The 24,427-nt window shown below is 55.7% G+C and carries 22 protein-coding genes; 19 read left to right on the top strand and 3 right to left on the bottom strand.

Annotation, left to right across the window (positions count from 1 at the left end; translation table 11 throughout):
- Position 1 precedes the first annotated feature (1 nt).
- On the top strand, positions 2 to 850 hold the full coding sequence (locus tag VXJ35_RS21285) for a DUF692 domain-containing protein (RefSeq protein WP_064023095.1): 849 nt from the start codon (positions 2 to 4) through the stop codon (positions 848 to 850).
- Positions 850 to 1,608, top strand: a complete 759-nt coding sequence (locus VXJ35_RS21280) for a DUF2063 domain-containing protein (RefSeq protein ID WP_064023094.1) — start codon at positions 850 to 852, stop codon at positions 1,606 to 1,608. Before VXJ35_RS21285 ends, VXJ35_RS21280 begins: the two co-directional genes overlap by 1 nt.
- On the opposite strand, the gene VXJ35_RS21275 is transcribed toward VXJ35_RS21280, so the two are convergent.
- Positions 1,586 to 1,921: an ASCH domain-containing protein gene (locus tag VXJ35_RS21275; protein ID WP_064023093.1), complete on the bottom strand. Its 336-nt coding sequence runs from the start codon at positions 1,919 to 1,921 to the stop codon at positions 1,586 to 1,588. The two genes, VXJ35_RS21280 and VXJ35_RS21275, sit on opposite strands and share 23 nt — an antisense overlap.
- 241 nt (positions 1,922 to 2,162) lie before the next feature.
- Between VXJ35_RS21275 and VXJ35_RS21270 the strand changes: the two genes are divergently transcribed.
- The 14 genes from VXJ35_RS21270 (at position 2,163) to VXJ35_RS21205 (ending at position 20,769) form a co-directional block, all read left to right on the top strand.
- A complete protein-coding gene (locus VXJ35_RS21270; RefSeq protein ID WP_157198255.1) occupies positions 2,163 to 3,236 on the top strand; it encodes a methyl-accepting chemotaxis protein in 1,074 nt (357 codons plus the stop codon).
- Between the two features lie 9 nt (positions 3,237 to 3,245).
- A complete protein-coding gene (locus VXJ35_RS21265; RefSeq protein ID WP_054762806.1) occupies positions 3,246 to 3,614 on the top strand; it encodes a response regulator in 369 nt (122 codons plus the stop codon).
- Between the two features lie 64 nt (positions 3,615 to 3,678).
- Positions 3,679 to 3,972 (top strand): lipid asymmetry maintenance protein MlaB, encoded by a 294-nt coding sequence (locus tag VXJ35_RS21260; protein ID WP_064023092.1) that lies wholly within the window; start codon positions 3,679 to 3,681, stop codon positions 3,970 to 3,972.
- Between the two features lie 3 nt (positions 3,973 to 3,975).
- Positions 3,976 to 6,156, top strand: a complete 2,181-nt coding sequence (locus VXJ35_RS21255; protein ID WP_064023091.1) for a chemotaxis protein CheA — start codon at positions 3,976 to 3,978, stop codon at positions 6,154 to 6,156.
- A 41-nt stretch (positions 6,157 to 6,197) separates the two neighbouring features.
- Positions 6,198 to 10,274, top strand: coding sequence for a methyl-accepting chemotaxis protein (locus VXJ35_RS21250; protein WP_064023090.1), 4,077 nt, complete (start codon positions 6,198 to 6,200; stop codon positions 10,272 to 10,274).
- Positions 10,275 to 10,393: 119 nt separating this feature from the next.
- On the top strand, positions 10,394 to 13,378 hold the full coding sequence (locus tag VXJ35_RS21245) for a methyl-accepting chemotaxis protein (protein WP_082881032.1): 2,985 nt from the start codon (positions 10,394 to 10,396) through the stop codon (positions 13,376 to 13,378).
- A gap of 9 nt (positions 13,379 to 13,387) precedes the next feature.
- Positions 13,388 to 13,948: a chemotaxis protein CheW gene (locus tag VXJ35_RS21240; protein ID WP_054763201.1), complete on the top strand. Its 561-nt coding sequence runs from the start codon at positions 13,388 to 13,390 to the stop codon at positions 13,946 to 13,948.
- An 8-nt stretch (positions 13,949 to 13,956) separates the two neighbouring features.
- Positions 13,957 to 14,796 carry a protein-glutamate O-methyltransferase CheR gene (locus VXJ35_RS21235; protein WP_064023089.1) on the top strand — a complete coding sequence of 280 codons (840 nt, stop codon included), beginning with the start codon at positions 13,957 to 13,959 and terminating at the stop codon, positions 14,794 to 14,796.
- 13 nt (positions 14,797 to 14,809) lie between these two features.
- Positions 14,810 to 15,316 (top strand): chemotaxis protein CheD, encoded by a 507-nt coding sequence (locus VXJ35_RS21230; protein WP_064023088.1) that lies wholly within the window; start codon positions 14,810 to 14,812, stop codon positions 15,314 to 15,316.
- Entirely contained in the window at positions 15,313 to 16,398 is a 1,086-nt protein-coding gene (locus VXJ35_RS21225; RefSeq protein WP_064023087.1) for a chemotaxis response regulator protein-glutamate methylesterase, read from the top strand. The genes VXJ35_RS21230 and VXJ35_RS21225 overlap by 4 nt, the downstream gene beginning before the upstream one ends.
- Positions 16,399 to 16,469: 71 nt before the next feature.
- Entirely contained in the window at positions 16,470 to 16,910 is a 441-nt protein-coding gene (locus VXJ35_RS21220; protein WP_064023086.1) for a VOC family protein, read from the top strand.
- Positions 16,911 to 16,921: 11 nt separating this feature from the next.
- On the top strand, positions 16,922 to 18,052 hold the full coding sequence (hemW, locus tag VXJ35_RS21215) for a radical SAM family heme chaperone HemW (RefSeq protein WP_064023085.1): 1,131 nt from the start codon (positions 16,922 to 16,924) through the stop codon (positions 18,050 to 18,052).
- 48 nt (positions 18,053 to 18,100) lie between these two features.
- A complete protein-coding gene (pyrE, locus tag VXJ35_RS21210) occupies positions 18,101 to 18,739 on the top strand; it encodes an orotate phosphoribosyltransferase (protein WP_064023084.1) in 639 nt (212 codons plus the stop codon).
- A gap of 101 nt (positions 18,740 to 18,840) precedes the next feature.
- A complete protein-coding gene (locus tag VXJ35_RS21205) occupies positions 18,841 to 20,769 on the top strand; it encodes a dynamin family protein (RefSeq protein ID WP_064023083.1) in 1,929 nt (642 codons plus the stop codon).
- A 12-nt stretch (positions 20,770 to 20,781) separates the two neighbouring features.
- On the opposite strand, the gene ampD is transcribed toward VXJ35_RS21205, so the two are convergent.
- Positions 20,782 to 21,354, bottom strand: coding sequence for a 1,6-anhydro-N-acetylmuramyl-L-alanine amidase AmpD (gene ampD, locus VXJ35_RS21200; protein ID WP_064023632.1), 573 nt, complete (start codon positions 21,352 to 21,354; stop codon positions 20,782 to 20,784).
- A 103-nt stretch (positions 21,355 to 21,457) separates the two neighbouring features.
- On the opposite strand from ampD, the gene nadC reads away from it, so the two are divergent.
- The gene (gene nadC / locus VXJ35_RS21195) at positions 21,458 to 22,285 is read left to right on the top strand and encodes a carboxylating nicotinate-nucleotide diphosphorylase (protein WP_064023082.1); all 828 of its coding nucleotides are present in this window, start codon (positions 21,458 to 21,460) and stop codon (positions 22,283 to 22,285) included.
- Positions 22,286 to 22,304: 19 nt separating this feature from the next.
- On the opposite strand, the gene VXJ35_RS21190 is transcribed toward nadC, so the two are convergent.
- Positions 22,305 to 22,817, bottom strand: a complete 513-nt coding sequence (locus VXJ35_RS21190; RefSeq protein WP_054763203.1) for a hypothetical protein — start codon at positions 22,815 to 22,817, stop codon at positions 22,305 to 22,307.
- A gap of 245 nt (positions 22,818 to 23,062) precedes the next feature.
- Between VXJ35_RS21190 and VXJ35_RS21185 the strand changes: the two genes are divergently transcribed.
- Positions 23,063 to 23,665: a peroxiredoxin gene (locus VXJ35_RS21185; RefSeq protein ID WP_054763204.1), complete on the top strand. Its 603-nt coding sequence runs from the start codon at positions 23,063 to 23,065 to the stop codon at positions 23,663 to 23,665.
- A gap of 134 nt (positions 23,666 to 23,799) precedes the next feature.
- Positions 23,800 to 24,423: a nucleotidyltransferase family protein gene (locus tag VXJ35_RS21180; protein WP_331711082.1), complete on the top strand. Its 624-nt coding sequence runs from the start codon at positions 23,800 to 23,802 to the stop codon at positions 24,421 to 24,423.
- The last annotated feature ends 4 nt before the right edge of the window (positions 24,424 to 24,427 follow it).

Genomic DNA, 24,427 nt, shown 5'->3' with positions numbered 1-24,427 from the left:
GATGCAGAGCGTTCGCAATCTGGTCCACGGTGCCGGCCTGGGTTTGCGCCGTTCGTTTTTGAGCGAGATTGTCGACCAGCCGCCAACGCAAGTCGGCTTCTACGAAGTGGCGCCGGAGAACTGGATGCCGATCGGCGGCAAGTTCGGCAAGCAATTTCGGGCCATGACCGAGCGCTTCGACTTCGTTTGCCACGGCCTTTCGCTGTCCATCGGTAGCAGCGATCCGCTCGACGAACAGTTCGTGCGCGATCTTAAACGGTTCATGGCCGAACACGGCATCAAGTTTTACAGCGAACACCTCAGCTATTGCAGCCATGGCGGGCATCTCTACGATTTGATGCCGATGCCGTTTACCGCCGACGCGGTCAAACATGTAGCGGCCCGCATTCGTCGGGTGCAGGACATTCTCGAACAGCGCATCGCCATCGAAAATATTTCCTATTATGCCGCGCCCGGGCCGGAAATGGCCGAGATCGATTTTTTCAATGCCGTCGTTGCTGAGGCCGATTGCGATGTGCTGCTCGATATCAATAACATCTACGTCAACAGCGTCAACCACGGTTACGACGCCGCCGCCTTTTTGCGGGCCGTGCCGGCCGAGCGGATCGCGTATGCGCACATTGCCGGCCATTACGTCGAAGCCGAAGACTTCTTGGTCGACACCCACGGCGCAGCGGTGATCGACCCGGTCTGGACGTTGCTGGCGACGGCTTACGATCTATTCGGCGTTTTCCCGACCTTGCTGGAACGGGATTTCAACATTCCTCCCCTGGCCGAATTGTTACGGGAAGTGGACACGATCGGCGCCATTCAACAGCATGCCGTTGCCGCCGAAAAACGGGTGGCTTGATGGCAGCATCTTTTCAATCCACGCAACAGCGGTTTGCCGCCTATATCCGCGATCCGTATAGCAATCCGCTGCCGGCCGATGTCGAGCCTAAACGGATGGCGATGTACCGCGAATTGTTTTTCAACAATATCGATAGTTTCATTGCCAGCAATTTTCCGGTGTTACGGGCCATTCTGGACGATGCACAATGGCTGGAGTTGACGCAGGATTTTTTTTCCCGCCACCACTGCCGGACGCCGTATTTTTCCGAGATTGCCGAAGAGTTTTTGGAGTATTTGCAAAACGAGCGCAATCAGCCGAACGACTATCCGTTTCTGCTGGAGCTGGCCCATTACGAATGGGTGGAAATGGCGCTGTCGATTGCCAAGGATGCGCCGAATCGGGGTGACCAAGCGTTTTTGGACAACCTATCCACCCAAACGATTGCGTTATCGGCGCTGGCCTGGCCGTTGTTGTACCAATATCCGGTGCACCGCATCGGTCCGGATTTCCTGCCGGCGCAGCCGCCCGAGCAAGCGACTTGCCTGGTCGTCTATCGCGACCAGGCGGACCAAGTTCACTTTCTGCAGGTGAGCGGTCTGACGCTAAGCTTGCTGCAAATCCTGCAAGACCGGGGGCCGATGCCCGTCGCGCAATGTTTGCAAATCGTCGCAGTCGAATTCCCGCAGGTCGAGCCGCAACTGTTGCACAGCAACGGCTTGGCGATGTTGCGGGAACTGGCCGAAAAAGGGATCGTTATTCCGGCTGGCGGCGCTTGAAGCAGTGTAGCCAGACCAGGCCGTCGTCGTTCCATTCCATGCCGCTGTGCATGCGCAAGATCAAATCCTTATATACCGCCAAATTCGGATAGCCCTCGGCTTGGGCGTCGGCGTCGCTCATATCGCCGATGCGTTGCCGCTCCACCGCGGTGACCTCGAACTCGACGCCTTCCAAAACGAACGTTTCCCCTGGGTAGGCGTACAGGCCGTCCCGGCGTTGTTGGGTCTTGTCGCCGGCCAGTGCCGCCGCCACCAGCTTAGGATGGCGGATCAGTCGGTCGATCTCGCAAGTCTTTTCAGGGTAGTCGTTCATAGTCTTCTTCGATTGCGCAAAAACGCGACACTTTAAGAGTGTTGCCCGAGCAATACAAGCCTCTCCCGTAACTGGCCCGCAATTATTAAGGTTTAATTGCGGCGCGTCGGACATTTCCTACATTCGCACATTAGTAATGCGTGATTGCCTAGCTATACTGCTTGACAGACGTTTGCCAGCGAGTCTTTGAACAGGTTCGAGCAATTCGATTAAGCGGAAAAGGAGGCGGAAGCCAGTGCCGATGTTTCAAGTATTACTTTTATTGTTGGTTGGTTCGTTGTGCAGCGCTTGGTTTGCTGCCTCGTATACCAAACGTCGATTGCTGAAAGAGTTGGCAAATCAACCCAAACCACCGCCGTCGCTGCCTACCGCCGATTTGGAAAAATACCTTGCCGGAATCGACAAGTTTGCCGACGAAATCGCGCCGGTCTGGTCGAATCACATCGAATCGTCGCGCCGGCAAATGGATCAGGCCGTCGCCGAATTGACCGGACGCTTTGCCGCGATTACCGACGGACTCGATACCTTGCTAGGTGTGTCGAGCAAGCCGGCGCTCGGCGGTCACGACGACGTTTTTTCGGCCAGTAACGCCAATCTGCAAAAAGTCGTCGGATCGCTGGATGCCTCTTTACAGGAAAACTTGCAGGTACTGAGCAAAATCCGCTCCTTGGCCGGGTTTATCGATGAACTGAAAACCATGGCTAGGGAAGTGGCGCGGATCGCCGAGCAAACCAATTTGATTGCGTTGAATGCGGCCATCGAAGCCGCCAGGGCCGGGGAAGCCGGCCGCGGGTTCGCAGTGGTGGCCGATGAAGTGCGCAAGTTGTCCAATTTGTCCGGCGAGACCGGTAAATTGATAGGTTCTAAGGTCGACCAGGTCAGTGGCGCGATCCAAATCACATTGGTGGCCGTCGAGAAAAGCACCGAAAACGAAACTGCGGCCGTCGCCGCATCGCAAGGCAATATCCAAACCGTTATGAGTGCATTGCACGGCGTGTTCGAAACGCTGCAGCGCCACTCGGACGACATGGACAATCAAGCCCGTCTAATCAAACGCGAGATAGACGAATCGCTGGTGCAATTTCAATTTCAGGACCGGATCAGTCAGGTTTTATCCCATGTTCGCGACAGCATCGGCAATCTGCCGCGCCACATTATGCGCAGCCACGGCGACGGCGTATTCGGCCTCAAACCGCTGGCGACAGACGACATTCTGCATGAGTTGAGCAGTACCTACACGATGGTTTCCGAGCACGGCGCCCATCGCGGTAATGTCAACCACCAACAACCCGCTACCGATATTACTTTTTTCTAGGATCAAACAATGGCAAAAACAATTCTAGTGGTCGATGACTCCGCCTCCGTTCGTCAAGTGGTCAGTATTGCGCTGAAAGGCGCCGGTTACGAGGTGATAGAAGGAGTGGACGGTAAAGACGCGTTGAGCAAACTCACCGGCCAGAAAGTGCACCTAGTGATTTCCGACGTCAATATGCCGAACATGGACGGTATCACCTTCGTCAAAGAACTCAAGCAGTTGCCGGCCTACAAATTCACTCCGGTCATCATGCTGACCACCGAATCGCAGGAAGGCAAGAAACAGGAAGGGCAAGCCGCCGGCGCCAAAGCCTGGGTGGTTAAGCCGTTCCAGCCGGCGCAGATGCTGGCTGCCGTAGCGAAGTTGATTTTGCCTTAAGGGTTCGCCGCTGACTGCTGTTCGGCGTTTCAGGCAAATCGCATTTAAGGGCAAGGGTTCGACGATGCAAACTCTAACGATAGAAGACGAATTGACCATCTTTACCGCGGCGGAGCAAAAAAACAATGTATTGAGTTTTTTAAGCTCGGGCGACGATTTGGAAATCAATCTTTCCCAGGTTGCGGAAATGGATACCGCCGGTCTGCAATTGTTGATTCTGGCCAAGCGGGAGGCGGCTCGTGCCGGGAAAACTCTGCGTTTTGTCATGCATAGCAAGGCGGTGTTGGACATTTTGGAGCTTGCCAATCTGACCACGGCCTTTGGCGACCAAGTGGTCATTTCGCACAGCGAGGGTTAGCCGATGAATATCGATGCCGAAATGAAGGCCGCTCTGGTGACTTTCACGATAGAAAGTCTGGAGCTGTTGCAAGACATGGAAGACAGCCTGTTGAGTCTGGAAGACGGCTCCGATCCGACCGAACGGATCAATTCGATCTTCCGTGCCGCGCATACCATCAAGGGTTCCTCCGGTTTGTTCGGATTGGACCACATCGTTAAATTCACTCATGTGGTCGAAAGCGTTCTGGACGCACTACGCGAGGGCAAAATCGAGGTCAGTTCCGATCTGGTGGCCGTGTTGTTGCCGTGCTGCGACCACATTGCGTTATTGATCCGGGCGGTGGTCGACGGCGATGTCGAGGAAAATCCGGATATGACAACGGCCGGCGATGCGCTGCTCGCCGAATTGCGGCCGTTTCTGGATGGCGGCCATTCCGCCCCGGTGGCAACCGTGGCTCAAGCGCAGGACCATTTGGAAGCCAGCGGCGGCGGCGAAGTAGAAACCGGCAATTGGCATATCTCGCTCAGGTTTGGCGAGGATTCTTTGCGCAACGGCATGGACCCTTTGTCTTTCATCCGCTATCTGACGACGCTGGGCAGTATCGTCAATCTGACGACGATCACCAACCGGATTCCCGCCGCCGCGGAAATGGACCCGGAAACCAATTATTTAGGCTTCGAAATCGACGTCAAAAGCGATGCCGGTAAGGAAGCGTTGGAGAACGTATTCGAATTCGTCCGGGCCGACAGCATCATTCACATCTTGCCGTTGGAAAGCGCGATAGCCGACTACATCGAATTGATCCGTTCCTTGCCGGAAGACGACGCTTACCTTGGCGAATTGCTGGTGAAAAGCGGCGTACTGACCAAGCGTGAACTGGAAGACGGCCTGAGTAAGCAAAAATCCGACTCAGAAGCCAGCCAGCCGGCGCAGCCGATCGGCGAAATCCTGGTCGAACAGCAGGTGGTGCAGCAACCGCTGGTTACGGCAGCGCTGGAAAAGCAAAAACAGATTAAAGACAACAAAGCCCGCGAAAGCCAAAGCATTCGAGTCGATGCCGAGCGTTTGGATAAATTGATCGACTTGATCGGCGAATTGGTGATCTCTAGCGCCGGCGTCAATTTGCGTGCCTTGCAAACCGCGCAATCCGCATTGCTGGAAGCCACCGGCGAAATGATGCGTCTGGTCGAAGAAGTGCGCGACAGTGCGTTGCAACTGCGCATGGTGCCGATCGGCACGACTTTCGGCCGCTTCCAGCGTGTGGTGCGCGATGTCAGCAAGGAATTGGGCAAAGACATCAATCTGGCCATCACCGGCGGCGAAACCGAAGTCGACAAATCGGTCGTCGAAAAAATCGGCGATCCGCTGATGCACTTGGTGCGCAACGCCATGGACCACGGTATCGAGCCGGCCGAAGTCCGCCTGCAAAACGGCAAGCCCGGCCAGGGTACGTTGCGGCTGAATGCCTACCACGAATCCGGCACCATCGCCATCGAGGTCAGCGACGACGGCGGTGGCTTGAACCGCGAACGCATCCTGGCCAAGGCCGTCGAAAAAGGCATGGTGCCGGCCGATGCCAAGTTGACCGATCAAGAAGTTTACTCGTTGATTTTCGAACCCGGCTTTTCCACTGCGGCGCAAATTTCCAACCTATCCGGCCGTGGCGTCGGTATGGACGTGGTGAAGCGTAACGTCACCGATTTGCGCGGCAGCATCGAAGTCGAGAGTACCTTGGGCGTCGGCACGACGATGCGTATCCGCTTGCCTTTGACGTTAGCGATTATCGACGGCTTTTTGGTTGGCGTCGGTAAATCCTCCTTTGTGATCCCGCTGGACCGGGTCGTCGAATGCGTCGAATTGACCGACGACAACGGCAACAACGACTACATGGACTTGCGCGGCGAAGTGCTGCCTTTTATCCGTCTGCGCAATCTGTTCGGCATCAACGACCAACCCCCGCGGCGGGCGAATGTGGTAGTGGTGGACGTGGCCGGCGCCAAGACCGGCTTGGTTGTCGATCGCTTGCTCGGCGAGTTTCAGACGGTGATCAAACCGCTAGGCAAGCTGTTTGCACATGCCCAAGGCCTGGGCGGTTCGACCATACTGGGTAGCGGCGAGGTGGCCTTGATCCTCGACGTGCCGGTGCTGGTCGGCTCCTTCGAACAGAAAATGCAGCGCCAGGCCCTGTCGATGTCGGCATGATGCTTTGCCGGTCATTCTCTTTGCGAATCAGGAATTAAGCCATGAGAAATAATCAACCCGTTACCGATGTCGAATTGCATTTCGGCGAAGACGAAATACTGAGTTCGACGACTGATTTAAAAGGGCACATCACTAGCGTCAGCCCGGCTTTCGTCAAGTTGAGCGGCTTTACCGAGCAGGAGCTGATCGGGCAACCCCATAACATCGTTCGCCATCCTGACATGCCGGCCGAGGCCTACGAATGGATGTGGCGCACCATCTCCGCAGGCAATACCTGGAGCGGGTTAGTAAAAAACCGCTCGAAACAAGGCGATTTCTATTGGGTGGAGGCCAACGTCTCGCCGGTCTATACCCAAGGCAAAATCGTTGGTTACCGCTCTCTACGTTTTAAACCCCAACGCCGCGATGTCGATGCGGCTGCCAGCTTATATGCCGACATCAAGGCCGGCCGCATCAGCAATCCATTTCAACCGAAAACACTGAACACCATGCTGAGCAAGATAAAACTGTGGCAAAAATTTTTAGCTTTGATCGTACTCGCCATTGTGATGTTCGCCGTGCCGACCTACTTATTGGTCGGACGCAGCGTCGACGATAGAAATTTCGCCTTGAAAGAAAAACAGGGTGTCGATTACGCCACCGAAACCATCAATTTGATGAAATTGGTAGTGGAGCACCGCGGTTTGAACGCGATGGTGATTGCGGGTAACAAGGACCAAAGCGATGCCAGGGAGGCGAAGCGCAACGAAATCGAGCGCCAGTTGGCCAATGTTGCCGAGTTGGATAACCGTTTCTCCGGGCTCGGTTTAACGCCGGCTTGGAAAACCATCCAAGACCGGTGGCAGACCTTGGCGGCCGTCGTTGACCAGATGGATGCTCAAGCCAATGTGGCACGGCATGGCGAATTCATCGCGCAATTACATGCCTTCAATCGCAAGCTCGGCGATGCATCCGGTCTGGCATTGGATCCGGAAAACGACACGTATTACACGCAAGTGTTGGCGATCACTTTATTTCCGGACCTGTCCGAGCAATTGGGCATGCTGCGCGGAATAGGTGCGCCGATTTTACACAGAAAGGTGATTACGCCGGCAGAAGCCGCTTACCTGCGCGAATTGGTCGCCAATACCGAAGAGACATTGACGTTAGTCGATGAGAACATCGCCAAAATCGCTTTCGCGGATTCCGGTATCCGTTCGGCATTGCTTAAGGCTAGTGTCGATGCCAAACAGGTCCTGGCTTTGGCCGAGACCGAAATTTTGCAGCCCGCCAAATTGGAGCTTGCCGATGACGAATATTTCAGGATTTTGAGCGAGACCATTCAACAAAATTTCGCCATGTCATCCGGATTCGGCAAGTTGCTGCATAGCGGTTTGGATGCGCGCGTGGCGCGGCTGGACGGAACGATCAACGCCACGTTGGCGGTGGTATCGCTGTTTTTGTTGGGTTTCCTGGGCTTGAGCTGGTATATCGCGATGGGCGTGCTAAAGCCGGTAGCTTCGATGATCAATGCCATGACCTTGCTCGGACGTGGCGAAATACCGCCGCGCGACGACAACAATTACGGCTTGGAATTCAATCAGCTCAACGAAGGCGTCAAGGCCGCGGTATTTTCGGTGCAAGCTTTGATAGCCGACGCCGGCATGCTGGCGCAAGCGGCGGTGGAGGGTAAGTTGTCGATCCGGGCCGATGCGACCAAACACCAAGGCGACTTCCGCAAAATTGTGCAAGGCGTTAACGACACACTGGATGCCGTGATTGGTCCGCTTAACGTGGCGGCGGACTATGTGGACAACATCGCCAAAGGCACGATTCCGGCCAAAATTACCGACAACTACAACGGCGACTTCAACACCATCAAAAATAATCTGAATACCTGCATCGATGCGTTGAATGGCCTGATTGAAGAAATGCACCACATGTCCGACCAGCACGACCTCGGCGATATCGACGTCAAAATCGATGAAAACCGTTTCCATGGTAGCTATCGGGCAATGGCCAAGGGTGTCAATGACATGGTATTCGGACATATCGAGGTCAAGAAGAAAGCCATGGCTTGTTTCAAGGAATTCGGCGAAGGCAATATGGATGCCGCCATTGAGCAATTCCCGGGGAAAAAGAAATTTATCAACGAAACCATCGAACAGGTCCGCAGTAACATCAAGGCCCTGGTCGCCGACGCCAACCTGCTGGCGCAAGCGGCGGTGGCAGGCAAGATATCGACCCGCGCCGATGCGACCAAGCACCAAGGGGACTTCCGTAAAATCGTGCAAGGGGTCAACAATACTTTGGACGCCGTGATCGGGCCTTTGAACGTGGCGGCGGACTATGTGGACAATATTTCCAAAGGCAACATCCCGGCCAAAATTAGCGACAACTACAACGGCGACTTCAACACCATCAAAAACAACCTGAATAACTGCATCGACGCGATCGGCAACATGGTGGCGGAAGCGGCGGCGCTGGAAAAAGCCGCGATCGAAGGCCGCTTGGCCACCCGCGCCGACGCCAGTCAATACCAAGGCGACTTCCGTAAAATCGTGCAAGGGGTCAACAATACTTTGGACGCCGTGATCGGCCCGCTGAACGTGGCCGCCGACTACGTCGACAAAATCTCGCGCGGCGCGATTCCGGCCAAAATTACCGACAGCTACAACGGCGACTTCAACGTCATCAAAAACAACCTGAACACCTGCATCGACGCGGTCAACGCCCTGGTTGCCGACGCCGACATGTTGGCCCAGGCCGCGCGTGACGGCAGGTTATCGACCCGCGCCGACGCCAACAAACATCAAGGCGACTTCAGAAAAATCGTGCAAGGCGTCAACGACACCCTGGACGGCGTGATCGGCCCGCTCAACGAAGCGGTCGACGTCCTGAGCCTGGTCGAACAAGGCGACCTGACCCGCACCATCAACGGCGACTACCAAGGCCAGCTCGGCGACTTCAAAGACACGGTCAACAACACCATCGCCAACCTGTCGAAAACCATAGGCGAAGTGATCGTGGCGGCCGACCAACTGACCAATGCCGCCGAACAAATCAGCTCCACCTCGCAATCGCTATCGCAAGCGGCCAGCGAACAAGCGGCCAGCGTCGAAGAAACCAGCGCCAGCATCGAAGAAATGGCGGCCAGCATCAACCAGAATGCCGAAAACGCCAAAGTCACCGACGGCATGGCCGGCAAAGCCTCCAAAGAAGCGGTGGAAGGCGGCGCCGCGGTGAAACAAACCGTAGACGCGATGAAAGAAATCGCCGCCAAAATCGGCATCATCGACGACATTGCCTACCAAACCAACATGCTGGCCCTGAACGCAGCGATCGAAGCGGCACGGGCCGGCGACCACGGCAAAGGCTTTGCCGTGGTGGCGGCGGAAGTGCGCAAACTGGCGGAACGCAGCCAAGTGGCGGCGCAAGAAATCGGCGAACTGGCGGGTAGCAGCGTAAAAACGGCGGAAACGGCCGGCAAACTGCTGGACGAAATCGTGCCGAGCATCGCCAAAACCTCCGACCTGGTGCAAGAAATTGCCGCGGCCTCGCAGGAACAATCGGCCGGGGTCAGCCAAGTCAACAACGCGATGAACCAAATGAACCAAATCACCCAACAAAACGCCTCGGCCAGCGAAGAGCTGGCGGCGACGGCGGAAGAGATGACCGGCCAATCCGAACAACTGCAATCGTTGATGGCCTTCTTCAAAATCGGCCACGGCGGCAGCGGGGCGGATACCCGCCGCAATCAGCGATACGCCGATGCCGAGCCGGCCATCGATTTGGACGAAGCGTTACAGGCGCATAGCGAATGGAAAATCAAGCTGCGGCGGGGCATCAGCCATCGCGAGGAAATGGATGCGGCCACTATCGCCCGCGACAATTGTTGCAAGTTGGGTAAATGGTTGCATGGCCCCGGCAAGCGCCAATACCAGCAATTGCCCAGTTTTCGTGACTGTATGCAAAAGCACGCCGTGTTTCATCGGGAAGCGGGCCGAGTGGCGGAGATTATCAACAGCGGCCAATACGACCAGGCCGAATCGATGCTGGATCGAGGCAGTGCCTATGCCGCCGCATCGAGCGCGGTAGGGTTGGCAATCGCCGAATTGAAGATTCAAGCCAACTTGTAACCAGCCGGCTTGATCCGATCCGGCTCCATTGCCTATGGTCGGTTGCCGGCGCCGTATTTGCCGTAAGGCATCAGCTTTAAAACATGAGCCAACTAAATTAAAAAGCGGAGGAGTACCCCATGACAGTCACACAGCGTTTGTTGATATTAATCGGCTCTGCCGTACTGGGGCTGGCCGGATTGGCGGGCTTTAACTATGTGCAGATAGATAAGGTTTATAACGCCACCAATTTCAACACCGTCAATACCTTGCCGAGCGTATTGTTGTTGAACGATATCGCCGGCCGGATATCAGGCATTCGTGTCCACGTTTGGCAGCATCTGACAGAGACCGATGATGTGGCGATGCAGAGCGTGGAACGAGAAATCGAAACCAAACGCCGTAATATCGATAAGTCATTGAATCAATACGAAGGGTTATTGGCCAATGACGAAGACAGACGGCTGCTTCAGGACGATAGAACCGCTCTGGCGGACTACGACAAGTTGAGCGCTAAGGTGCGAGAGTTATCCCGGCAGAATAAAAGCAGCGAAGCCCGAGAGTTGTTGATGCGGAGCCAGCCGGTGGTGGACAAACTGCTGGCCGCGTTTAAAAACCATAGCGAGTATAGCCAGCGTTTGGGCAAAAAATCCTCGGACGAAGCCGTTTCGATCCAATCGAGCGCCGTTGCGGTTTCGGCAACGATTGCCTTGTTGTCTATCGCGGTGGTCGGCTTGTTAGGTTTTTTCATCGCTCGTAATCTGATGAAGCAATTGGGCGGCGAACCGGCCTTCGTTTCCGATCTCGCTTACAAGATATCGCAAGGCGATTTGAGCACGGTAATCGCATTGCGCGCCGGCGACGAGACCAGTGTGATGGCCAACATGAAGCGCCTGAGCGATAACATTAAAGCCTTGTTGGCCGAAATGGACCATATGTCTGCCGAACACGAAAAAGGCGATATCGACGTGGTCGTGGATACCGCTAAATTCCACGGCAGTTTCAAAACGGTGGCGAAAGGCGTCAACGATATGGTCAATGCCCATATCGCCGTCAAAAAAATGGCCGTTGGCGTATTCAAAGCCTTCGGTGAAGGCGATTTCGATGCGCCGATAGAAAAATTGCCGGGGAAAAAAGTCTTTATCAACGAGGCGGTCGAACTGGTTCGCGGCAATTTGAAAGCCGTAATCGCCGACGCCAACCTGCTGGCGCAAGCGGCGGTGGAAGGCAAACTGGCGACCCGTGCCGATGCGTCCAAACACCATGGCGATTTCAGAAAGTTGGTGCAAGGCGTCAACAACACCTTGGATGCCGTGATCGGCCCTCTGAACGTGGCCGCCGACTACGTCGACCGCATCTCCAAAGGCAACATCCCGGCCAAAATTACCGACAACTACAACGGGGACTTTAACACCATCAAAAACAACCTGAACAACTGTATCGACGCGATCGGCAACATGGTGGCGGAAGCGGCGGCGTTGGAAAAAGCCGCGATCGAAGGCCGCTTGGCCACCCGCGCCGACGCCAGCCAATACCAAGGCGACTTCCGTAAAATCGTGCAAGGGGTCAACAACACTTTGGACGCCGTGATTGGGCCTTTGAACGTGGCGGCGGACTATGTGGACAATATTTCCAAAGGCAACATCCCGGCCAAAATTAGCGACAACTACAACGGCGACTTCAACACCATCAAAAACAACCTGAATAACTGCATCGACGCGATCGGCAACATGGTGGCGGAAGCGGCGGCGTTGGAAAAAGCCGCGATCGAAGGCCGCTTGGCCACCCGCGCCGACGCCAGCCAATACCAAGGCGACTTCCGCAAAATCGTGCAAGGGGTCAACAACACCCTGGATGCCGTGATCGGCCCGCTGAACGTGGCCGCCGACTACGTCGACAAAATCTCGCGCGGCGCGATTCCGGCCAAAATTACCGACAGCTACAACGGCGACTTCAACGTCATCAAAAACAACCTGAACACCTGCATCGACGCGGTCAACGCCCTGGTCGCCGACGCCGACATGTTGGCCCAGGCCGCGCGTGACGGCAGGTTATCGACCCGCGCCGACGCCAACAAACACCAAGGCGACTTCAGAAAAATCGTGCAAGGCGTCAACGACACCCTGGACGGCGTGATCGGCCCGCTCAACGAAGCGGTCGACGTCCTGAGCCTGGTCGAACAAGGCGACCTGACCCGCACCATCAACGGCGACTACCAAGGCCAGCTCGGCGACTTCAAAGACACCGTCAACAACACCATCGCCAACCTGTCGAAAACCATAGGCGAAGTGATCGTGGCGGCCGACCAACTGACCAATGCCGCCGAACAAATCAGCTCCACCTCGCAATCGCTATCGCAAGCGGCCAGCGAACAAGCGGCCAGCGTCGAAGAAACCAGCGCCAGCATCGAAGAAATGGCGGCCAGCATCAACCAGAACGCCGAAAACGCCAAAGTCACCGACGGCATGGCCGGCAAAGCCTCCAAAGAAGCGGTGGAAGGCGGCGCCGCGGTGAAACAAACCGTAGACGCGATGAAAGAAATCGCCGCCAAAATCGGCATCATCGACGACATTGCCTACCAAACCAACATGCTGGCGCTGAACGCAGCGATCGAAGCGGCACGGGCCGGCGACCACGGCAAAGGCTTTGCCGTGGTGGCGGCGGAAGTGCGCAAACTGGCGGAACGCAGCCAAGTGGCGGCGCAAGAAATCGGCGAACTGGCGGGTAGCAGCGTAAAAACGGCGGAAACGGCCGGCAAACTGCTGGACGAAATCGTGCCGAGCATCGCCAAAACCTCCGACCTGGTGCAAGAAATTGCCGCGGCCTCGCAGGAACAATCGGCCGGGGTCAGCCAAGTCAACAACGCGATGAACCAAATGAACCAAATCACCCAACAAAACGCCTCGGCCAGCGAAGAGCTGGCGGCGACGGCGGAAGAGATGACCTGCCAATCCGAACAACTGCAATCGTTGATGGCCTTCTTCAAAATCGGCCACGGCGGCAGCGGGGTGCGGCGCGCTAAGAGCGTCCCGCGTCGGGTGGAAAAGGTTAAACCGGCTTCGAATCCGAGCTCCAGTTACGGCGGCGAAGCCGAATTCGATCTCAGCCAATTCGAGCGCTTCTAGGAGGGCGGCATGGGAGCAATCGCGACTACATCCAGCCAGTTGCCGGCAGCTACGGAATCCTTGGCTGCTGCCGGCCAATATTTGACTTTTGTGCTCGGCGGCGAAGTTTATGCGTTGGGAATTTTGAATATCAAGGAAATTATCGATTACGGCCAACTAACCGAAGTGCCGATGATGCCGGCTTTCGTGCGCGGTGTGATCAATCTGCGCGGCAGTGTGGTGCCGGTCATCGATTTGATGGCCAGGTTCGGCAAGGGCGCGACCCAAATAGCCAAGCGCACCGGCATCGTCATTGTCGAGACTGCCGCCGGCGAGCATGAAGACGGACATAACCAGGATATCGGGATTATCGTCGATGCGGTCAACGAGGTGGTAGACATCGGTCCGCAGGATATCGAGCCGCCGCCCAGTTTCGGCGCGGGTATCCGGCCCGATTTCATTAACGGTATGGCGAAACGGGATAATCGCTTCGTGATCCTGTTGAACGTCGGCAAAGTGCTATCCGTGGATGAAATGGTGGCCTTGGGGCAAACCGTTTCCGGGTTTACCGCGGAAGGAACGGCCGATTAAAGGGGGAAATGGTGGCCATTAACCACGTTAGCGGCTCGGCACCTGTCTTACACCAGCATGAATTTGCCTGGATCAAGGATTTTTTGTACAAACGCGCCGGGATCGTTCTCAACGATAGCAAGCAGGCCATGGTGGTGGGGCGTTTGGAGAAACGGCTGCGACACCATGGCTTGGACAGCTATACCGAGTATTTCCGCTTGTTCGGCCGGCCCGGTTTCGAAAACGAAACCACGATGGCGATCGATTTATTGACCACCAACGAAACCTATTTTTTTCGCGAACCCAAGCATTTCGATTTTCTGACCCAGCACGTTCTGCCGCAACAGTCGCCTCGCCGGACATTTCGGGTTTGGAGTGCGGCAAGTTCCAGCGGCGAAGAGGCTTATACCCTGGCGATGCTAATGGCCAACCAATCCCGGTTCGGCCAATGGGAGATTGTCGGAACCGACATTTCCAACCGTATCTTGGAGAAGGCCCGGCGTGGCCTGTATCCGAGCCATGGGGCGGAAAAAATCCCGCAAGCGCTATTGAAAAAGTATTGCTTGAAGGGTACCGGCGAGTTCGACGGCTATTTTTTGATCGATCCGGCCTTACGCAAGCATGTTAAGTTTATTTACGCCAATTTGATCGGTAATCTGCCTAACTTGGACATGTTCGACGTGATTTTTCTGCGCAACGTTATGATTTACTTCGATATGGAAACCAAGCAGCGGCTGCTGGAGCGTATCACCAAGTACTTGCTGCCGGGCGGCTACTTCTTCGTCAGCCACTCGGAGTCGTTAAACGGCATGAAGACCGATTTGCAGATCATTACGCCATCGATCTACCGCAAGCCGGTGGACGCTTGATCACGGGTACGGCATGAACAAGCCGGAGTTCTTTCTGGAGATATTTTTGCAACCGGGAGAACTTTATTTCGGCGACAGAGAGACTCGGATCCGGACGGTTTTGGGCTCGTGCGTGGCGATTACGTTGTGGCATCCGTCGCTTTATATCGGCGGCATGTGCCATTTCATGTTGCCAGGGAGCCGGCGCCGGCAGCGGGCAACGCAATTCGACGGACGCTATGCGGATGAAGCCCTGTTGATGTTCATGCAGGAGCTACGTAAATCCAACACTTCGCCGAAAGATTACGAAGTGAAAATGTTCGGCGGCGGGGACCAGTTTCCTGGACAATCCAAGCCCGACCGGATCAGTGTACCGGATAGTAATGTGATAGCCGGCAGAGAGTTGCTGGCCCATCACGGTTTCAAACTTAAAGCCGAACACTTGGGCGGTACCGGCCACCGGAATGTGATTTTCGATTTGTGGAGTGGCCACGTCTGGATGCGGCACGTTTCGAAGGGGTTGGAGCGGATACAGGCATGAGCGAAAAAAAAATCAGAGTGCTGGTGGTCGACGATTCGGCGGTGGTACGCCAAGTGTTGACCCAATTGTTAAACAAGTCGGCCGACATCCAAGTTATCGGTTCGGTATCCGACCCTATCTTTGCGATGGCCAGAATGAATCAGGATTGGCCGGATGTGGTCGTGTTGGATGTGGAAATGCCGCGGATGGATGGGATTACCTTCCTGAAGAAAATCATGTCGGTGCGGCCGACGCCGGTAGTTATTTGCTCTACCTTGACCGAAAAAGGCGCCGAAACCACGATGCAGGCCTTGGCGGCCGGCGCCACCGGCATTGTTACCAAGCCCAAGGCCGGCTTGAAAGCCTTTTTGGAGGACGATAGCGGCGACATCGTGCATGCGGTGAAAGCGGCGGCAATGACCGATATGCGGCGGATGAAGGCCATGACCATGGCGGTTCACGCTCGGCCGGCAAAACCGTTTGAGCCGGCTCCCGCCGCGGCCGGCACCCTTCAGGCCTCGGCGATGGCCGCGACCACCGACCGCTTGGTGGCTATCGGCACGTCGACCGGCGGCACTCAGGCTTTAGAGGTGGTGTTGACCCAGTTGTCCCGGATCGCACCGGGTATTGTCATCGTGCAGCATATGCCGGAGAAGTTCACCGGCGCCTTTGCCGCCCGCTTGAATAGTATCTGCGAAATCGAAGTCAAGGAGGCGGTCAGCGGCGACCGGGTAATACCGGGCCGCGCCTTGATCGCACCGGGCGGCAAACATATGACGGTAAAGCGCAGCGGCGCGCAATACGTGGTGGAAGTGCAGGACGGCCCGTTGGTAAACCGGCACCGGCCTTCGGTGGACGTGCTGTTCCGGTCGGTGGCGAAATGGGCCGGCAAGAATGCGTTGGGCATCATCATGACCGGGATGGGCGACGACGGCGCGCGCGGTTTGAAAGAAATGTACGCGGCCGGGGCTCGCACTGCCGGCCAGGACGAAAAAACCTGCGTGGTGTACGGCATGCCCAAGGAAGCGGTGAAACTGGGCGCAGTACAACAAGAGCTGCCGTTGCAGGCGATTGCCGGCCTGATCGAGCAGTACGGCAAGTAATTCCGTGCAAAAAAAGCAAACTGCGCCGCGGTCTCGGTCATAATTGGCGTTTTGTTTCCGGGACGGCAATCATGCGTTATTTACATACGATGGTGCGGGTGAAAGATCTCGCCGAATCGCTGGATTTTTACTGCAACAAACTGGGTCTGGCCGAAGTTCGGCGCATGGATAGCGAAGCCGGGCGCTTTACCCTGGTGTATTTGGCGGCAGCGTTAGATCGGCAGAGCGCCGCCGCGAACGATGCGCCGCTGCTCGAGCTTACTTACAACTGGGATCCAGAAGATTACAGCGGCGGCCGTAATTTCGGCCATCTGGCGTTCGAAGTGGACGACATCTACGCAATCTGCCAAAAATTGGCCGACCAAGGCGTTACCATCAATCGGCCGCCGCGCGACGGCCATATGGCTTTCATTCGTTCGCCGGACCAAATATCCATCGAATTGCTGCAAAAAGGCGCGGCGTTGGCGCCGCAAGAGCCTTGGGCCTCTATGGCGACTACCGGCGTCTGGTAAGGCATAGCGCTTTGCTTCCGTTAAGCCTGTACATTCATTTTCCGTGGTGTATCCGCAAATGCCCTTACTGCGACTTCAATTCTCACGCCGTTAAGGAACCGATTCCGGAGCTGCTTTATATCGATGCCTTGCTGGCCGATTTGCGGTCGGACTTGAGCTTGTTGCCGACACCGCGTCAAATCGGCAGTATTTTCATGGGCGGCGGCACCCCTAGCTTGTTTTCGCCGGATGCGCTAAGCCGCTTGTTTGCTGGGATAACACGAATGGTGGAGTTGGCGGCCGATTGCGAGATTACGCTGGAAGCCAATCCCGGAACCTTCGAGAGCGCCAAGTTTGCCGAATTCCGCGCTTTGGGCATCAATCGCTTGTCCATCGGCATCCAGAGTTTTTCGGATCGGCATTTGCAAATCCTGGGGCGGGTGCATTCCGCCAATGAAGCCGTTGCGGCGGCGGAGATTGCAGTAAAGGCCGGATTCGACAACTTCAATCTGGATCTGATGTTCGGTTTGCCGGAACAAAGTCCCGAACAGATGCTGGCCGATGTGCAAACTGCGATCGATCTAGCGCCGACACATATCTCGTTCTACCAGTTGACGCTGGAGCCCAATACCTACTTCCATAAATTTCCGCCCAGCTTGCCGGATGGCGATGCCATATTCGCTGCGCAGAAACGTTGTCAACAGCTCTTGGCCGGGTACGGGTTTCAACAGTACGAAGTTTCGGCTTACGCCAAATCCGGCCGGGAATCCCGGCATAACAAAAACTATTGGCAATTCGGAGATTACCTGGGTATCGGTGCCGGCGCCCACGGCAAAATCAGTCGGACTTTGCCGGGCGATATCGTGCGTACCGTCAAGCCGAAAAGCCCCGAGCACTATTTGCACGGCGGATGGGCGGCAAAACCGGAGCCGATTCCGGTAGCACAATTGCCGTTGGAGTTTCTGATGAACCAATTGCGCTTGAAGGCCGGCTTCGATTTTGCGCAATTTCATGCCGCAACCGGTTTGGCGGAGTCCAGTCTGCAGCCCGGTTTGGCCATTTGCCTGGAGCAAGGCTTGTTGAGCCGGCAACAAACGCACTATGTCTGCACCGAGCGGGGTTGGGATTTGTTGGATCTGGTCCTAGAAAAATTCATCGATTAGAGGGGCACGGTTATAATGAGCCCTATTTGATTTTGTAACATTCCCATCATGCTCGATTACCAGAAACAGTTCATTCAGTACGTCTTGGATTGCGGGGTGCTGAAGTTCGGCGAATTTCAATTAAAGTCGGGGCGGATCAGCCCTTACTTTTTCAATACCGGTTTGTTCAATACCGGCGCCCAACTCGACCAATTGGGCCAGTTCTATGCGCAGACCTTGATTAATGCCGGTGTAGACGTGGATGTGCTGTACGGCCCTGCCTATAAGGGCATCCCGTTGGTCAGCACGACTTCGATCGCTTATTCCCGGTTGAAAGCCGACATCCCGTTCGCCTTTAACCGCAAGGAAGCTAAAGACCATGGCGAGGGCGGCACGCTGGTCGGTGCGCCGCTGCAAGGCAAGGTCTGGATTCTGGACGACGTGATCACCGCCGGCACGTCGGTGCGGGAATCGGTGGACATCATCGGCGCCGCCGGCGCGACCGTGGCCGGAGTGGTGATCGCGCTGGACCGCCAGGAAAAAGGCCAAAACGAGTTGTCGGCGGTGCAGGAAGTGTCGGCCCAATTCGGCATTCCGGTACTGGCGATTATCGGCCTGGCCGACATCATCGAGTTTATCGCTCAAGATCCGGCTTATGCCGACAAATTGCCGGTGATTCGCGCTTACCGCCAACAATACGGAATTTGAGCCGCGACGCGCGCTACCGGCTAATGCTTGTGGATTATTGGTCTACACTTAGCCGTTACTATTAGCCCCCATATTGAGTACAGTCAGCACAAAGGCGAGCCATGAGAAATCTGGAATTTAAAGAACAGTTGCACGAGTACACGCATTGGCGCGAACAACTGATTCAGGGCATCGAGATGTATCGCGACTGGCGCAATCGCTACCGCTTCAACGATCCGCAAAGTACCGATACCTTGCTCAATATTTTGCAGGGCTTGCATAACGACCGCGTGACGCTGGCCTTTGTCGCCGAGTTTTCCCGCGGCAAAACCGAGTTGATCAACTCGTTGTTTTTCGCCGAAACCGGCGTGCGTTTGCTGCCGTCCTCGCCGGGACGCACGACGATGTCGCCTACCGAATTGTTTTGGGACGAAAAAGGCGGCAGTTACATCCGTTTGTTGAATATCGAAAGCCGCTTGGAAGACATTTCGTTGATGGATTACAAGCGCAACCCGGACCGCTGGACCCAGATCGATTTGAATTGCGACTCGCCGACCCAGATGCAGGAAGCGTTCCGCGAGTTGATCGCGACCAAAAAGGTATCCAAGGATATGGCAGACAAGCTCGGACTCTGGAACGAGCGCGAAGCCGCCGAGCAGGGCATCATCAATCCGGAATCCGTCGAAGTGCCATGCTGGCGCCACGCCATGATCAGTTTTCCGCATCCCTTGTTGAAAGAGGGTTTGTGTATTCTCGATACTCCGGGCCTTAATGCATTGGGTACCGAGCCGGAGTTGACCTTGAGCATGCTGCCCAGCGCCCAGGCCATCGTGTTCGTGCTGGCGGCCGATACCGGCGTGACCAAGAGCGATTTGGAAATGTGGAAAAGCCACGTCTGCGGTTCCCGAGGCAACCGCCGCCAAGGTTTGGCCGTGGTGATGAACAAGATCGACTCGATGTGGGACGACTTGGCCGGCGAAACCGGCTACGAAGCGGCGATCCAGAAGCAGATCGAAACCTCGGCGATGATTCTGAATCTGGAAAAAGAGGTGATTTTCCCGGTTTCGGCCAAGCAGGCGCTGTTGGCGAAAGTCAAAGGCGACGAGGCCTTGTTGGAAAAAAGCCGCTTGCGCCAGCTCGAGAATTACCTGTCCGAAGATATTTTGAATCAACGCCGCGATATTCTGAAAGGCGTGGTGGATAAGGAAATCGGTTTTTTGATCAGCGAGTCGGTCAAGCTGATGGAGGCCAAGATCAACCATGCCCAGAAGCAGTTGGAAGAATTCAAGCAAGTCGATTTCGAGAACCAGGAATTGACCGGCAAGTTGATGGCGGAAACCCGCGACCGGCAAAACGCCTATATGGCGAATATCGAAAACTTTCAGGCCAGCCGGAAAGTGTTTGCGGTACAGGCGAAAATGCTGATCGATTCGTTCGCCAAGGAAAAAATCGACGAGATCATTCGTCGTACCAAGGAAGACATGAGCAAGAGCCTGACCACTTACGGCATGAAACAAAACATGCGCAAGTTGTTCGACGAATTGCGCGATTTATTGCAGGATTCGGTGGATTTGACCGAGGAAACCCGGCGCCTGATCAAGGCTATTCATAAGAAATTCCAGGACGAATACGGCTTCAAGGAAATCGAGCCGCAATTGTTCTCGATCAAACAGCACCAATTCGAGTTGGAGCAGATATTCGAGGAAGGCGAAGCCTTCCGCAATAGTGCAAGAACCACGATGACCGAACAAAGCATCGTGGTCAATAAGCTTTACAACACCTTGATCGCCAAGGCCCGCAACATTTTGCAACAGGCGCAACGCGACGCGGTAACCTGGAGCAATAGCGTGTTGTCGCCGTTGATGCACCAGATCAAAGACCATAAACGGCAGATCGAAAGCCGGTTGATCATGTTGCGCAAGATCAACGAATCCAAAGGCGGCTTGGCGGAAAGTATCGCCCAGCTGGAAGCCGAACTGGGGCCGTTGCAAACCCAGTACCAGGAGTTGCTGGATATCATGAAATCGGTGCATTTGGAGCCGGCCGACTAGCCGGTTTTGTTTTTATACCGGGTTTTGGCTCGGTTCTTCGCGCAATTTCAACAAATCGTGAAAACGCCGCCAGTCGAATAGCGGGCCGGGGTCGGTCTTGCGCTGCGGGGCGATGTTGCTGTGGCCGGCTATCCTCTGGGCGGATAATCCGGGATAGGCCGCCAACAGGGCAGCAACCGCCTCCGCCAATTGCAGGTATTGCGCATCGGTATAGGCTTGCGTCACGGAGCCCTCCAATTCGATGCCGATCGAGAAATCGTTACAGCGTTCGCGGCCCAGATAGTTGGAAACGCCGGCATGCCAGGCGCGGCGGTTGAATGGAACGTATTGGCGGATGCTGCCGTCGCGGCGGATCAACAGGTGCGCCGACACCCGTAATTGGTGAATATCCCGGAAATAGGGATCGGCGTCGGGATCGAGCCGGTTACAGAACAGTTGGTCGATGTAAGGCCCGCCGAATTGTTCCGGCGGCAAGCTGATGCAATGGACGACCAGTAGCGAGATGTCTTGCGGATCAGGTCTGTCGTCGCAATTCGGCGACGGGACTTGGTGGGCCCGATCCAGGTAATGGTCTTGGATTTTCATCGTTCTCGCTCCGGCAATTGCGCCATTGTAACTCGGCCGGATAAGCCGCGGCCGGCCGGCTTTGTTTATAATGCTGTCACCGTTTCCGACAATCAACCGTGCCATGCAACCCAACCCCGCAGAGATAGACCGCTATTTAGCCGAAGATATCGGCGACGGCGATTTAACCGCTAACATCATTCCCGAACAGATTCAAGCCAGCGCGACCGTTGTGACCCGAGAAGGCATGGTGTTGTGCGGCACGGCTTGGTTCGATGCCGTGTTCGAACGGCTCAACCCGCAAGTGGCGATAGAGTGGCAGTGCGGCGACGGCGATTGGCTGGCTGCCGAGGCGGTATTGTGCCGTCTGAGCGGTCCGGCCAGGGCGCTGTTAACGGGGGAGCGCACAGCGCTGAATTTGCTGCAAACGCTGTCGGCGACAGCCAGCGTCGCCCGCGAATACGCGAATGCGGTGGCCGGCACTGGCTGTAAGGTGCTGGACACGCGTAAAACCTTGCCAGGATTACGGTTGGCACAAAAATACGCGGTAAAGTGCGGCGGTTGTTTCAACCATCGGATCGGCTTGTTCGACGCCGTTTTGATCAAGGAAAACCATATCCTGGCTGCCGGCTCCATTGCCGACGCCGTGCGTGCCGCCAGGAGCAGGGCAAACGTGCCGGTGGAGGTGGAGGTCGAGAATCTGGACGAATTCGAACAGGCCTTGGCGGCAAAACCCGATCGGGTGATGCTCGACAACTTCAGTCGGGCCGACTTGGTGAAAGCGGTGAGCCTGAGTCGAGGCCGAGTCGAACTGGAGGCGTCCGGAAATATTACGCTGGACAACATTCGCAGCATTGCCGAGACCGGCGTGGATTTTATCTCGATCGGCGCGCTGACCAAAAATGTCAAAGCTGTGGATTTGTCGATGCGCATCGATATGCGCATCGGCTGATCCGGTCTCGCCGGCGCGGTCAGTTGACCGCGTTCAGCATCTCGTTTTCGTAGAGCCGCAATTTTTTCCAGTTGGCGAATTTGCTGTCGTCGAATTCCGCGTCGTGGTCGATGGCGTGCTCGTAGCAACTGCGAAACAGGCGCGCGGTTCTGAAGGCATGCAATTCGTCGTCTGCGGTCACCGTTTCGACGTTGCCGACCTGGAAGGTCTTGTTGCGCGACTTGCCGTCTTTGACCCAGAACACCGTGTAACAAAGATAGCTTTTGTCCTTGCGGTGGTCGAATTTAATGGTTCTGGAAACGCCGGTTACGCCGGTAGTGGTTTTATTCTTCGGCGGTTTCAGAAAGCGGGTTTTACTGCCTTTCAGCACCACCAACATCTGGTCGCGCCAAGTAATGGCCGCCTTCAGCGATTTGGTTTTGCTGCCCCACAATTTGTGGGAAAAATAACGGCTGCTTTCTTTGCCGCGGCGGACGATGCGGACTTGAAAGCCGAATGCGTCGGGTTCAGTGATGTGTTTTACTTTTGCCATACGTCGTAAACCAGGTGTTTGACAACAGCCCGCATAGTCGGAATAACAATGTACGCAGACCGTCTGTTATTTATGTAAGCCGTGGATTACACGTTAGCGCGAAATTTACTGTCTTGCAAGCGGAATTTGCGGGGATTATTAGGCGATTACCAACTAATTTAGTGTAGAATAGGATTCAGCCTTCTCGCAGAGGCGGAAAAAATGTCTTAACCTTCTGTTTTATAAATAAATATGGAGAAAAATCGATGAGCGTTTTAGTAGGTAAGCAAGCCCCTGATTTTACAGTTCCTGCGGTGTTGGGCGATGGCCAAATTGTTGACTCATTCAGCTTTTCTGAAGCGACACGCGGCAAATATGCGGTACTTTTCTTCTATCCGCTGGATTTTACTTTCGTTTGCCCCAGCGAATTGATCGCGTTGGACCACCGCATCGACGAATTCAAAAGTCGTGGCGTCGAAGTGATCGGCGTTTCCATCGATTCGCATTTCACACACAACGCCTGGCGTAACACACCGGTCAACCAAGGCGGTATCGGCCCGGTCCGCTATACCCTGGCGGCAGACCTGAAACACACGATTGCCCAAGACTACGACGTAGAGTCCGAAGGCGGCGTAGCCTATCGCGGCAGCTTCCTGATCGACAAATCCGGCGTCGTGCGCCACCAAGTCGTCAACGATTTGCCGCTGGGCCGCAACTTCGACGAGATGTTGCGTATGGTCGATGCGCTGCAATTCCACGAAGAGCACGGCGAAGTCTGCCCGGCCGGTTGGAACAAAGGCGACGCCGGTATGAATGCCAACCCAGCGGGTGTGGCGGAATACCTGAGCAAAAATGCTGACAAACTGTAAGCATTAGCCGGCATCGGAAAGCAGGGCGTATCGTTTCGGCGATACGCCTTTTTTTTGCCCGGCAAAATTTGCGGAGGCAGTAAACCATCGGCACAGGGCGGACCCAGCCGGAATATTGCCTGCCGGCCAAGCCAATGCTAAGGTGCCGCGAATGGCATGTGATTCGACTCGACCTTAAGCGGCAGATGGCGCAAATTACCGGAATACTACTGGCGGCGGGAGCGAGCCGGCGTTTTGGCGGCGATAAGCTCAGTTATAGACTCCCGAACGGTTCTGCTGTTGCCGAACAAGCTTGCCGCAATTTGGCCCAAGCGGTGGACAGGTTGGTGGCGGTCGTACGCCCCGGAGCCGACGGTGTGGCCGCGATGCTGGAGGCGGCCGGAGCCCGGGTAATCGTCTGCGAAGACGCCGATAACGGGATGGGCGCCAGTTTGGCATGCGCGATTGCGGCCAGCGCCGACGCCGAGGCTTGGTTGGTGGCGTTGGCGGATATGCCTTGGATTGCGCCGCAAACCATAGATTTGGTGGCGGCTGCATTGCGAAACGGCGCCGCCATCGCCGCACCCTGCCGGCAAGGCCGGCGCGGCCATCCGGTCGGGTTTGCCGGGCACTTGGCTGCCGATTTGCTCGATTTGCACGGCGATAACGGTGCGAAAAGCGTGATCGAGCGCTACCGGCCGAAATTGCAATTGGTCGAAGTCGCCGATCCCGGTATTCTGCGCGATATCGATACTCCAGACGATCTAATCCAAACTTAAAAAC

Origin of the sequence: Methylomonas sp. DH-1 (assembly GCF_046097555.1) — a bacterium.
Classification (GTDB): Bacteria; Pseudomonadota; Gammaproteobacteria; order Methylococcales; family Methylomonadaceae; genus Methylomonas; species Methylomonas koyamae.
The sequence above is the reverse complement of the archived record's forward strand: the minus strand, read 5'-3'. Positions and strand labels throughout refer to the sequence as shown.

What these genes read in the sequence shown, in the direction of transcription:
- VXJ35_RS21285 (WP_064023095.1), top strand. Translation starts at nt 2, where the DNA reads ATGCAGAGCGTTCGCAATCTGGTCCACGGTGCCGGCCTGGGTTTGCGC.
- VXJ35_RS21280 (WP_064023094.1), top strand. Translation starts at nt 850, where the DNA reads ATGGCAGCATCTTTTCAATCCACGCAACAGCGGTTTGCCGCCTATATC.
- VXJ35_RS21275 (WP_064023093.1), bottom strand. Translation starts at nt 1,921, where the DNA reads ATGAACGACTACCCTGAAAAGACTTGCGAGATCGACCGACTGATCCGC.
- VXJ35_RS21270 (WP_157198255.1), top strand. Translation starts at nt 2,163, where the DNA reads ATGTTTCAAGTATTACTTTTATTGTTGGTTGGTTCGTTGTGCAGCGCT.
- VXJ35_RS21265 (WP_054762806.1), top strand. Translation starts at nt 3,246, where the DNA reads ATGGCAAAAACAATTCTAGTGGTCGATGACTCCGCCTCCGTTCGTCAA.
- VXJ35_RS21260 (WP_064023092.1), top strand. Translation starts at nt 3,679, where the DNA reads ATGCAAACTCTAACGATAGAAGACGAATTGACCATCTTTACCGCGGCG.
- VXJ35_RS21255 (WP_064023091.1), top strand. Translation starts at nt 3,976, where the DNA reads ATGAATATCGATGCCGAAATGAAGGCCGCTCTGGTGACTTTCACGATA.
- VXJ35_RS21250 (WP_064023090.1), top strand. Translation starts at nt 6,198, where the DNA reads ATGAGAAATAATCAACCCGTTACCGATGTCGAATTGCATTTCGGCGAA.
- VXJ35_RS21245 (WP_082881032.1), top strand. Translation starts at nt 10,394, where the DNA reads ATGACAGTCACACAGCGTTTGTTGATATTAATCGGCTCTGCCGTACTG.
- VXJ35_RS21240 (WP_054763201.1), top strand. Translation starts at nt 13,388, where the DNA reads ATGGGAGCAATCGCGACTACATCCAGCCAGTTGCCGGCAGCTACGGAA.
- VXJ35_RS21235 (WP_064023089.1), top strand. Translation starts at nt 13,957, where the DNA reads ATGGTGGCCATTAACCACGTTAGCGGCTCGGCACCTGTCTTACACCAG.
- VXJ35_RS21230 (WP_064023088.1), top strand. Translation starts at nt 14,810, where the DNA reads ATGAACAAGCCGGAGTTCTTTCTGGAGATATTTTTGCAACCGGGAGAA.
- VXJ35_RS21225 (WP_064023087.1), top strand. Translation starts at nt 15,313, where the DNA reads ATGAGCGAAAAAAAAATCAGAGTGCTGGTGGTCGACGATTCGGCGGTG.
- VXJ35_RS21220 (WP_064023086.1), top strand. Translation starts at nt 16,470, where the DNA reads ATGCGTTATTTACATACGATGGTGCGGGTGAAAGATCTCGCCGAATCG.
- pyrE (WP_064023084.1), top strand. Translation starts at nt 18,101, where the DNA reads ATGCTCGATTACCAGAAACAGTTCATTCAGTACGTCTTGGATTGCGGG.
- VXJ35_RS21205 (WP_064023083.1), top strand. Translation starts at nt 18,841, where the DNA reads ATGAGAAATCTGGAATTTAAAGAACAGTTGCACGAGTACACGCATTGG.
- ampD (WP_064023632.1), bottom strand. Translation starts at nt 21,354, where the DNA reads ATGAAAATCCAAGACCATTACCTGGATCGGGCCCACCAAGTCCCGTCG.
- nadC (WP_064023082.1), top strand. Translation starts at nt 21,458, where the DNA reads ATGCAACCCAACCCCGCAGAGATAGACCGCTATTTAGCCGAAGATATC.
- VXJ35_RS21190 (WP_054763203.1), bottom strand. Translation starts at nt 22,817, where the DNA reads ATGGCAAAAGTAAAACACATCACTGAACCCGACGCATTCGGCTTTCAA.
- VXJ35_RS21185 (WP_054763204.1), top strand. Translation starts at nt 23,063, where the DNA reads ATGAGCGTTTTAGTAGGTAAGCAAGCCCCTGATTTTACAGTTCCTGCG.
- VXJ35_RS21180 (WP_331711082.1), top strand. Translation starts at nt 23,800, where the DNA reads ATGCTAAGGTGCCGCGAATGGCATGTGATTCGACTCGACCTTAAGCGG.